This window comes from Pseudomonas sp. zfem002 (assembly GCF_032621685.1).
GTDB lineage: Bacteria > Pseudomonadota > Gammaproteobacteria > Pseudomonadales > Pseudomonadaceae > Aquipseudomonas > Aquipseudomonas japonica.
In genome coordinates, this window is sequence record NZ_JAVYJH010000051.1 from 1 (window position 1) to 10745 (window position 10745).

The 10745-nt window shown below is 65.9% G+C and carries 10 protein-coding genes; 3 read left to right on the top strand and 7 right to left on the bottom strand.

The window, feature by feature from the left end:
- The first annotated feature begins 164 nt into the window (after positions 1 to 164).
- Together RTI28_RS29950 and RTI28_RS29955 are read left to right on the top strand one after the other, a co-directional pair.
- Positions 165 to 737, top strand: coding sequence for a hypothetical protein (locus RTI28_RS29950; protein ID WP_316923847.1), 573 nt, complete (start codon positions 165 to 167; stop codon positions 735 to 737).
- Complete coding sequence (locus RTI28_RS29955) at positions 734 to 1120, top strand: hypothetical protein (protein ID WP_316923848.1); 387 nt, start codon at positions 734 to 736, stop codon at positions 1118 to 1120. Before RTI28_RS29950 ends, RTI28_RS29955 begins: the two co-directional genes overlap by 4 nt.
- A 66-nt stretch (positions 1121 to 1186) precedes the next feature.
- On the opposite strand, the gene RTI28_RS29960 is transcribed toward RTI28_RS29955, so the two are convergent.
- From RTI28_RS29960 to RTI28_RS29990, 7 genes are all read right to left on the bottom strand, one after another.
- Complete coding sequence (locus RTI28_RS29960) at positions 1187 to 2209, bottom strand: XdhC family protein (RefSeq protein WP_316923849.1); 1023 nt, start codon at positions 2207 to 2209, stop codon at positions 1187 to 1189.
- A gap of 580 nt (positions 2210 to 2789) precedes the next feature.
- Complete coding sequence (locus RTI28_RS29965) at positions 2790 to 4124, bottom strand: cytochrome c (protein ID WP_316923850.1); 1335 nt, start codon at positions 4122 to 4124, stop codon at positions 2790 to 2792.
- Positions 4125 to 4137: 13 nt separating this feature from the next.
- Positions 4138 to 6366 carry a molybdopterin cofactor-binding domain-containing protein gene (locus RTI28_RS29970; RefSeq protein ID WP_410479053.1) on the bottom strand — a complete coding sequence of 743 codons (2229 nt, stop codon included), beginning with the start codon at positions 6364 to 6366 and terminating at the stop codon, positions 4138 to 4140.
- Positions 6366 to 6824: a (2Fe-2S)-binding protein gene (locus tag RTI28_RS29975; RefSeq protein WP_316923852.1), complete on the bottom strand. Its 459-nt coding sequence runs from the start codon at positions 6822 to 6824 to the stop codon at positions 6366 to 6368. The genes RTI28_RS29970 and RTI28_RS29975 overlap by 1 nt, the downstream gene beginning before the upstream one ends.
- Before the next feature lie 145 nt (positions 6825 to 6969).
- Positions 6970 to 7884 (bottom strand): LysR family transcriptional regulator, encoded by a 915-nt coding sequence (locus tag RTI28_RS29980; RefSeq protein ID WP_316923853.1) that lies wholly within the window; start codon positions 7882 to 7884, stop codon positions 6970 to 6972.
- A 77-nt stretch (positions 7885 to 7961) separates the two neighbouring features.
- Positions 7962 to 8894 carry a LysR family transcriptional regulator gene (locus RTI28_RS29985; protein WP_316923854.1) on the bottom strand — a complete coding sequence of 311 codons (933 nt, stop codon included), beginning with the start codon at positions 8892 to 8894 and terminating at the stop codon, positions 7962 to 7964.
- Position 8895: 1 nt separating this feature from the next.
- On the bottom strand, positions 8896 to 9453 hold the full coding sequence (locus RTI28_RS29990) for an N-acetyltransferase (protein ID WP_316923855.1): 558 nt from the start codon (positions 9451 to 9453) through the stop codon (positions 8896 to 8898).
- Between the two features lie 718 nt (positions 9454 to 10171).
- On the opposite strand from RTI28_RS29990, the gene RTI28_RS29995 reads away from it, so the two are divergent.
- Positions 10172 to 10745 (top strand): reverse transcriptase domain-containing protein (locus tag RTI28_RS29995; RefSeq protein WP_316923856.1); only part of this gene is annotated, 574 nt, incomplete at its 3' end.

Below are 10745 nucleotides of genomic sequence, written 5' to 3' on the forward strand. Positions count from 1 at the left end.
TGCGCTTACCGGCGTACTCGAAATCGGAAAAACTCATCTGACTCATGGGGTGGAGGCTTGCTCGGGGGGCAGTTGGGCGGAGGGCTATTTCAGCACAGCTCAGATGGTCTGTGCTGACTTGATCGGAGAATCCCTACAGGCGTAGCTACGAGCGTGACGGCCACTTGAAGTCGGAACAGTTCTTCGCCGAGCGCCGGCGTATCCTGGCGAAACTCGATATCAATCTGACTTCGCTGACTCGCAGGGGCATCGGCTTTGCCGATCATCCCAAACTGAAAACGGCGTTGGGGCTGTCCAGTCGAAGTCTTGTGCATCACTGGAACAAAGCGGGTAAGGCTGGTCTGATTCCGGGCTACGCAACTCAAATCGAGCGGGTGAGCAAGACGGCGAAGATCGTCAAGACGGCCGGTTGGGTGGGAGTGCCGATTGGAGTAGGAGCTTCTTATTTGAACGTGCAGGAAGTCTGCTCTGCTGGAGATCAAGAGGCGTGTGCAAAAGTCAAATACACCGAAACCGGGAGTTTGCTGGGTGGCGTTATGGGAGGTGCTGCGGTAGGTGGACTTTTAAGTATGGGAGGGACTGCATTCATATGCGGTGCAATTGGCTTGGCATCGGCAGGTGTGGGAGGTATCGCTTGCGGATTGGTCGTTGTCGGCGCTGGATCTGTTGCTGGTGGGACCGGAGGATCGTGGGTAGGGGATAAGGTCGGCACGCTTATATATGAACAGACCAGATGAATATGCTCGGCGTTCTTTTCAACGTCATGGCTGTCGCGGTTGCAGTCGGAATGTTGGCCTGGGTGTTCCTGGCTATGTATTTGGGCTGCAGGAAGCTGGAGATTTCTCTGGCGCATTTGCAGAATTGCCGTGAAATAAACGCTCTTGCCTACAGTCTTCGTGGTGAAGGCATTCGGGCAAAAATGCAATTGATAACTCATGTCTCGATGATCGTGGCCTTTCCAAGACTTATGTCGAGAGGTGAGCAGGTAAGTCTCGAGGACGTTACTGGCTTTCCGGATCCACTGAAAACGCAGCTCAAAGCATTTATCTGGTTAGGTGTTATCGTGTATGGGTTCTTGCTTTGTTTCGCTCTGATCAAAGTGTTTGAGCATTTCTCGTAAGCAGGCATTCCGTTCGAATGTCCAGACTACATGGCAAGCCTGCAATCATCAGGCTTGCCATGATTGTCATCCCACCTGCACCAAACCCTCCAACGCCTGCTTCGCCCCCACCACCGACAACGCCCGCGGCAACGCCACTGCGTTCTTCTTCGCCAGCACCTCGGCCATCACGCTCACGGCGATTTCCGCCGGGGTCTTGCTGCCGATATAGATGCCGATCGGTCCATGCAACCGCTGCAGCGATTCCTCTGTTTCGCCAAAGTGCTCGATCAGGCGCTCGCGGCGGCTCTGGCTGTTGCGCCGTGAGCCGATGGCGCCGATGTAGAACGCCGGGCTGTGCAGGGCTTCGAGCAGGGCCAGGTCGTCCAGCCTGGGATCGTGGCTGAGGGCGATGATGCAACTGCGCAGGTCCGGCGCGAAGGCGCGGACCATGTCGTCCGGCATGCCGACCAGGGTGTCGACGCCCTCCAGGCTCCAGGCCTCGATGTATTCCGGCCGCGGGTCACAGACGCTGACCTTGAATCCGTTGAAACGGGCCATGGTGGCGAGGTATTCGGCCAGGGCGCCGGCGCCGATCAGCAGCATGCGGTAGCCGGGGCCCAGGGTGTTGATCATGCGTCGCTTGTCGAAGCTGAACGGCTGTGGGGACCGGGTGGTTGCCAGGGTGACCCGGCCGCTGGCGAAGTCGAGGCTGCGGCGGACCAGGTGCCCGGTGTCCAGCTGCCGCAGGAGCTGGGCGAGGCTGTCTGCCGACGGGTTGAACTCAAGGACGATTTCCAGGGTGCCGCCGCAGGGCAGGCCGAAGCGGTGCGCTTCGTCGGCGTCGATGCCGTAGCGCACCAGGCGGGTGTTTTCGTCGGGCAGGCCGGGGCCCTGGTAGGCGCTGGTGTAGCGGTGGATCAGGTCGTCTTCGATACAGCCGCCGGAGACGCTGCCGGCCACCCGGCCATCGGCGCGCAGGGCCATCATCGACCCCACCGGGCGCGGCGATGAACCCCAGGTGCGCACCACCGTGGCAAGCAGGGCGCGATGACCGCTGGCCAGCCAGTCGTGAAGGGTGCGCAGAACCAGGAGGTCGATGCTTTCCATGGTGTGCCTCTGTTGAATTGGGTATGGATTGGACTGCGGGCGTGGCCTGATAGTCCCGTTCTGAAGGCCTGGTGGGGGACCGCATCAGGGCTGCCAGGTGCCTGTCTGGGGGCTTGCAGCGTCCTCAAGATCGAGCGCCGCCCGCGCGGCGCATCGCTGTGCATGACGATGCTTTTCTAGCGCCCTTGAGATCGAGCGCCGTCCGCACGGCGCATCGCGGGCTACGCCCGCTCCCACATTTGTTGCAACGTACCTATGTCTGACAGGCCATGGTTGACCGCCTTGTTGGTTCGACGCGATACCGAGTCGAGCCCAACAGCCTCCCCGCGATGCATCGTCGAAAAAACAAAGGCTGACAACCCAAATCCCACAGGCCATGGCGCGTTGCAACAAATGTGGGAGCGGGCGTAGCCCGCGATGCGCCGCGCGGGCGGCGCTCGATCTCAAGGGCACTGCACCCGTCACGGCGAGCACTTGGCGACCTTGATACGGTCCCCCGCCAAGCTTCAAAGCTGTGTAGATACCCTCGCAGCAATAAGGCCATCAGCAACACCCTCAATCCCACTACCTGAAAACCCGCTCAGCGCATCCGCAACACAATCGGGCTCGGACTCGCCGGATCGGTCTTCTCGCGCAGTTCCTTCACCGCCCCGAGGTCCACCGCGCCGCCCTGGTTACCCCAGGCGGTACGCACGAAACTCAGCACCTCGGCAATCTCCCGGTCCGACAGCTGCTCGCGAAACGCCGGCATCCGGTAGGCATCCGGCACCCCGGCGGCGACCACGCGCTGCGCGCCGTTCAAGGTGATGTTGATGCTCGAGGCATGCTCCCGCGCCATCGACGACGAAGCCCCCGCCAGCGGCGGCATCCATTCGCCCTGGCCACGCCCGTCGGCGCCATGGCAGGAGGCACAACGCAGTGCGTAGGTCTGCGCCCCCGGCGCGTCGGCCCTGGCCTCCTGGTACTGCCACGGCGGCCCGTCGCGCCGGGGATCCCCCGGCAGCGACTTGAGGTAGCGGGCAATCGCCGCCAGGTCCTCGTCGCTCATGAACTGCGTGGAGTTGTTGAACGCCTCGGTCATCGAGCCGAACACCACCGCGTGCTGGTTGCGCCCGGTCTTGAGGAACTGCGCGATCTCTGCTTCGCTCCAGCGCCCCAGCCCGGTATTCGGATCGGCGCGCAGGCTCGGTGCGTACCAACCATCGAGCAGGGCGCCGGCAAGGAACGCCGGGCGGCTGCCATCCAGGGCCTTCTCGTTGAACGCCAGTCCGCGCGGGGTGTGGCAACTGCCGCAATGCCCCGGGCCTTCGACGATATAGGCGCCACGGTTCCACAGCGCATCCTCGCCGGCCTTGTCGGCGTAGGGCGCGGAGGCGCTGAACAGGCCGTTCCACAGGGCGATCGGCCAGCGCAGGTTGAGCGGCCAGGGAATCTCCCCCGGCGCGTTGGCCTGCGCCACCGGCGCCACGCCCTTGCTGAAGAAGGCGTACAGCGCCCGCACGTCGTCGTCGCTGAGCTTGGCGTAGGACGGGTAGGGCATCGCCGGGTACAGCCGGCGGCCATCCGGGGTCACGCCATGGCGCACGGCGCGGTCGAAGTCGGCCAGGCTGTAGGCGCCGATGCCGTGTTCGCGGTCCGGGGTGATATTGGTGGCGAAGATCCCGCCCAGCGGCGTGTCCATCTTCAGCCCGCCAGCGAACGGCTTGCCCTCCGGCAGGCTGTGGCAGGCCACGCAGTCGGCGACGCGGGCGACGTACTCGCCGCGGCGCACCGATTGCTCGTCCACCGCGGCATCCGCCTGCGCCGCGAACGGCGAGGACGGGGTGCGGGTCACGTACCAGGCCAGCGCGGCGGCGAGCAGCAGGCACAGCATGGCCAGCAGGCCAAGGGTTCTTGGCAGTCGTTGTGCAGTCATCGGTGCCGCTCCCTTAGCTGAAGGTGTAGCGCGACAGCGGCAGGCTGCGGATGCGCTGGCCGGTCAGGTGCGCCACGGCATTGGCCACCGCCGGTGCGGTGGCCGGCAGCGGCGGCTCGCCGATACCGCCCATCTTCGCTCCGCTTTCGATGATCTTCACATGCACCCGGGCCATGCGTGACGCCGGCAGGATCGGGTACAGGTCGTAGTTGCGCGCCCGTGGCTTGCCGTCGATATACACGGCTTCCTCCACCAGCGCCTGGGACAGCCCCAGGGACACCGCGCCATTGACCTGGGCCTCGACGATCGCCGGGTTGACGATGCTGCCGGGGTCGATGGCCTGCCAGATATCGTGGACGCGCACCTGGCCCTGCTCGATGGACACCTCGGCGATCACCGCCGCTTCCGAGCCGAACGGCGACGCCATGGCCACGCCACGGGCGCGCCGCGAACCGTCCGCGGCCACATAGGGCCCGCGTTTCCAGCCGCCGGACAGCTCGCCCACCGCCTGCAGCAGGGTGGTCAGGCGCGGGTTGTCGCGCAGCAGTTTCAGGCGCAGTTCGAAGGGGTCGTGCTTGCCCTGGTCGGCCAGCTCATCGAGGAAGGCTTCGTAGAAGAAGTCGTTCATCGAGTTGCCCACCGAGCGCCAGTAGCCGAGCATCGCCGGGCCCTTGACGTAGATCTGCGCGACCCGCCGATGGGCGATGGCGTAGGACTTGCCGGCCAGCCCCTCGACCGCGCTCGGGTCGACCTTGTCGCCCTGTTTGCCGGCGATGGCTTCGGTCGGGCCCTCGGTGGCGCTGACCGCTTCCAGGGCCACGGGCAGGCCGTCCTGGTCCAGCGCGGCGCGGAACTTGACCACGGCCATGGGCCGCAGGGCATCGCGCAGGAATTCTTCCTCGCGACTCCAGATCAGCTTGACCGGACGCCCGGTGGCTTTCGCCAGGGCGATCGCCTGCGGGTAGGGGTTGGCGCTGTCGTAGAGAAAATGCCGGCCAAAGAAGCCGCCGAGCAGCGGCGAGTGCAGGGTGATCCTGTCGGTGTCGAGGCCGGTGCGCCGGGCGATATCGGCGCGGAACATGTCCGGCGCCTGGTTCGGCAGCCAGACGTCGAGGCTGCCGTCCGGGTTGAAGCGCGCGGTGGCCGACGGCGGCTCGAGCTGGGCGTGGTTCAGGTACTGGTTGTGGTAGGTGGCCTCGACCCGGGTCGCCGCGCTGCTCCAGGCCGTGCCGAAGTCGCCCTCGGTTTCGGCATCGCGGGCGGGCCCGGGTGCGCTGGCCAGGTGTTCGCGGAAGGCGTCGCTGGAGAAATCCACCGGCATCGGCCGCACTTGCGTATCGGCGCCGGGCTCCTGCCAGTCCACCTGCACGGCTTCCGCCGCGCGCCGGGCATGCCACCAGCGTTCGGCGACCACCGCCACCGCGCCGGGCAGGCGGTGCAGCGAATGCACGCCCTTCATCGCCTTGACCTGGGCTTCGTTGCGGATCTCGCCGACCGTCATGCCCAGGCGCGGCGCGTGTTGCACGGCGGCGTGGAGCATGCCGTCGAGCTTGATGTCGATGCTGTACACGGCCTTGCCGGTGGACTTGTCGTAGGCATCGACGCGCTTGACCGGCTTGCCGATCCAGCGGAACTGGCTGGGGTCGCGCAGGGCGATGCTGTCGGCGTCCGGCACCGGCAGGTCCATGGCCCGTTCGGCCAGTTCGCCGTAGCCGAGGCTGCGGCCCGAGGCGGCATGCAGCACCCGGCCGGGTTCGGTGCTCAGTTCCCCGGGCGCCACGCCGAGGCGCTCGCTGGCGGCCTGCAGGAGCATGGCCCGGGTCAGCGCGCCGAGCTTGCGCATGGTCGGATAGCTGGTGCGCACCGACATGCTGCCGCCGGTGATGCGCATGCCGTTGTCCATCACCACGAACGGCGGGCCGGGCGGGGCGGCTTCCACCAGGAAGCTGGCGGGGTCGACGTCCAGTTCTTCGCCGACGATCTGCGCCATGGCGGTGAAGATGCCCTGGCCGCCTTCCATGAACGAACAGAGCAGGCGCACGCGGCCGTCCGGGCGGATTTCCAGCAGCGCCGGGACCTGGATCGAGCCAGCGCCGGCGCTGGCCGCTTCGACGCGGCCGATGCCCAGCGGAATGCCGCAGCCCAGGACCAGCGCGCCGACCGTGGCGCCGGCGCTGGCCAGCAGGAAACGCCGGCGGGAAAGGTTGACGGGGGCGCCGAGGGGCAGGTTTTCCTCGCTCATCATGCGTTCTCCCCGGCATTGGCGACGTCGTGCACCGCGGCGCGGATCGCGTTGTAGGTACCGCAGCGGCACAGGTTGACCATCGCCGCCTCGATCTCGGCATCGCTGGGCCGGGCGTTGTGCTTGAGCAGGGCGGTGGCGGCCATTACCTGGCCGGACTGGCAGTAGCCGCACTGGGCCACCTGGTGGCGGACCCAGGCGTCGACCACGCGCTTGCCGACGCTATCGGCCTCCACCGCCTCGATGGTGGTGATCTCGCGGCCGACCACGGCGGCCACCGGGGTGACGCAGGCGCGCACCACGTTGCCGTCGATCAGCACCGAGCACGCGCCGCACTGGGCCAGGCCGCAGCCGTACTTGGTCCCGGTCAGGCCGAGGTCGTCGCGGATCACCCAGAGCAGGGGCGTGTCCGCGTCGGCGTCGACCTGATAGGTCTGTTGGTTGATTCGCAGGTCCATGGGGCTCACCAGTCATCGGTCGGTTGGGGGCGTGTTCTAGGGTTGTGTGTGCGCGAAAAGGCGCATCGCCCGGTCAGGAAACGCTAGCACAGGGGTGGGAAAGCGATGAGCGGGCCGCTTCGCTAGCTGCTAGCGATCAGATTGATCAATGCGCGTCCTGTGCCTGCCCGTCGTCGTAGCGCAGGGCCTCGATCACCAGGCCCATGGCCCGCGATACCTCGCGCTGGCTGGAGTAGTACAGGTGAAAGCCGGGGAAGCTTCGCCAGCAGTCCGGCAGCACCGGCAGCAGGCGGCCGCTGTGCAGGTACGGACCGGCCAGCTCCTCCGGCACATAGGCCAGCCCGTGCCCGCTCAGGGCGGCGTTGAGTACCTGGTAGATGCCGTTGAACACCAGGCGTCCGCTGACCCGCACGTTCAGCTCGCGCTCGCCGTGCAGCAGCTCCCAGGCGTAGAGATTGCCCAGGGTCGGCAGGCGCAGGTTGATGCAGTCGTGGTTCATCAACTCGTCCGGGCTGCGCGGCGGCGCGCGTTCGGCCAGGTACTCCGGGGCCGCGACGATCACCATGCGAAAGTCCGCGGCGATGCGCACCGCGCAGATGTCCTTCGCCAGGCTGTCACCCAGGCGCACGCCGAAGTCGTAGCGGGCCTGGACGATATCGGTCAGGGCGTAGTCCGAGTGCATTTCCAGCTGCAGGCGCGGGTAGCGGCGCAGCAGCGGTGCGAGTTTCGGCCAGAGCAGGGTATCGATGGCGTGATCGCTGGCGGTGATGCGCAGTGTGCCGCCGGGGGTGTCGCCGAGCTCCGCCACCGCCAGCAGTTGCGCCTCGATATCGCTCAGGCGCGGGCCGACGGCGTCGAGCAGGCGTTCCCCGGCTTCGGTCAGGGCGACGCTGCGGGTGGTGCGGGTCAGCAGGCGGATGTCGAGGCGCTTTTCCATCTCGCGGATGGTGTAGCTGAGCATCGATTGCGACATGCCCAACTGCGCCGCCGCGCGGGTGAAATTGCGCTCGCGGGCCACGGCCATCAGGGCGAGGAGTTGGCTGTAGGGTTCCTTGGCCATGGGCTGGGCTCTCGGGTGGCGGGCAGCGAGTCTAGTGAGCGGGGATCGATGGAAAAACCCGAGTGACGCGCATGCACCTATGAACGGAATCGATGAATCGGCTCGTCCGCGTCCAGGCGCAGGGCGGCGATCAGCAGGGCCATGGCCCCCGAGGGCTGGCGCCGGCTCGGGTAGTACAGGTGCAGGCCGGGCCAGGTCGGGGAGTAGGCCTCCAGCAGGCGCACCAGGTGCCCGGAACGCAGCCAGGGCGCGGCCATTTCCTCCGGCACGTAGGCCAGGCCGAGGCCGGCCACGGCGGCGTCGAGGCAGTCGATGATGCTGCTGAAGGTCAGCTGGCCATCGACCCGCACGTGCAGTTCACGACCGTCGCGGACGAACTCCCAGGGCCAGATGTTGCCGTGGGTGGCCAGGCGCAGATTGATGCAGTTGTGCTGCACCAGCTCCTCCGGCGACTGCGGCGCGGGGTGGCTGGCGAGCCAGGTGCGGGTGGCGACCAGGGCGAAGCTGACGTCCGCGGCGATGCGCACGGCGATCATGTCCTGGGCCAGGGAGTCGCCCAGGCGCACGCCGGCATCGAAGCGTTCGGCGACGATGTCCACCAGGGCATTTTCGGTGGAGATCTCCACCTTGATTCCCGGGTATTGCGGCAGGAAGCGCTTGAGCTTGCCCATCAGTACCCAACGCACGGCGTGGTCCGAGGCGGTGATGCGAATGGTGCCGGTGGGGCGGTCGCGCAGTTCGTCGAGGGCGGCCAGTTCGGCATCGATCTGCGCCATCTGCGGTGCGACGTTGCGCAGCAGGCGTTCGCCGGCCTCGGTGGGTACCACGCTGCGCGAGTTGCGCGACAGCAGGCGCACGCCGAGACGGGCTTCGAGGGTGCGCACCGAGTGGCTCACGGCGGTCTGCGACAGCCCCAGGCGTGCCGCGGCCCGGGTGAAACTGCGTTCCTCGGCGACGGCGAAGAATACGCCGAGGCCGGCGAAGGCATCGCGCAGGATGCGGTGTTCCATGTCAGCGGCCGCGGCGGCGCGAGACCACGGCCTCGATGTTCTTGCGGCCGATCAGTTTCGGCTGCTCGGGTTCGCCGAGCCATTTGTACATCACCAGGCAGTCGACCAGGCCGAGGCGGCCGTGGCGGTAGGCCTTGGGCAGGCGGCCGACGGTTTCGAAGCCGAGCTTGTTCCACAGGGCGACGGCGACTTCGTTGCTGGCCACCACCGAGTTGAACTGCAGGGCGAGGAAGCCGCAGGCGCGGGCCAGTTGCTGGGAGTGTTCGCACATCTGCCGGGCGATGCCGCGACCCCGGGCGGCTTCGCTGACCATGTAGCCGCAGTTGCCGACATGGCTGCCGGGGCCGGCGGCGTTGGCCTTGAGAAAGTAGGCGCCGAGCAGCTCGCCGTGTTCTTCGGCGACCAGGGTGTGCAGGGGGATATCGAGCCACAGCTGGCGGGCCTGCTCCTGGGTCATGGCGGGGTCGTAGGCGTAGGTTTCCCGGGCCGCGATGATGGCCTGGAAGGTGGGCCAGAAACGGTCGAAGTCGGCGGCGGTCATCGGGCGGATCTGCAGCATGGGGGGATTCTTCGTTGTGGCGGGGTGGGGGGCATTCTAGTGGATGGGGTCGGGTATTTGGGATTCGGCTTTTGGGAGGGCCTGGGGTTCTTGCGTCAAGGGCACCGGGTGCCTGTCTGGAGTCTTGCAGCGCTCTCAAGATCGAGCGCCGCCCGCGCGGCGCTTCGCTGTGCATGGCGATACTCTTTTAGCGCCCTTGAGATCGAGCGCCGTCCGCACGGCGCATCGCGGGCTACGCCCGCTCCCAGTGTGCCCGGCATGGGCCAAAATCAGTCACCTGAAAGCGGTGACCAGAATGAGTGACGACAACTGTAGTGAAACGCAAGGTGGACGCCGTGAGGCCAAGCTGAAAGAAGCGCGTACAGCGAGGCTGGATGTGGGCGATTAGCGTGCTGGGAACCGCGAAATCCGACTGTCACCGAAAGACGCATCCAGTAGAGCCTGGCGGCACGAGCCGAAGGTTTTGGCACCTTACCCGGGGAGATCTCGGGCGCGTCAGCGTCTGAGAAGTCAGCAGAAGCCGTAGTAGCGAAGAAGGACGGTAATGCGTCTAGAGCAAAGGGCGGAAGGATCAACAACACCCGTAATGAATCTCTGTGCATTGAGCCAGAGCTCTTTGAAACCGAGCCCGGAAAAAAAAATGCTTTGGCATCAACGGGCTGGCCGGACATGAACGCCGGGTGGATCCCGGAGAGAACAGGAAAGGAAAGAGCGAGTGATGTGCCAGACGGAGCATGAATCTGGAGACGTGTTGAGCGAAATCAGCGTGGAGCATGTAGTTGAAGCCAGCAACATGCGCCGGGCGCTCAAGAAAGTCCGAGCCAACCAAGGCGCCCCGGGCGTCGACGGCATTGCTGTCGAAGACCTCGAAGCWSMTTTGGCATCAACGGGCTGGCCGGGCATCAAGGAAAAGCTGCTGAACGGGACCTACAAACCCGGGCCGATCAAAGGCAAGACGATCGGCAAACCTGACGGTGGAGAAAGGCTGCTGGGCATTCCCAACACGCAGGATCGAGTGATCCAGCAGGCGGTAAGCCAGCAACTGACGAAACTGTGGGATAGCGACTTCAGCGAGCACAGCTACGGGTTTCGACCCGAACGCAGCAATCTCGATGCAATCAGGGCAGCCAAGGCTTTCGTGGTGAGTGGCAAGACCTGGGTGGTCGACGTGGATATCGAGGCGTTCTTCGACGAGGTCAATCACGACCGACTCATGTCTCGCATTACCCGCGACATCCGGGACAAGCGACTGAGTCAGTACCTTGGAGCGAACTTGCGAGCGGATCTGATAC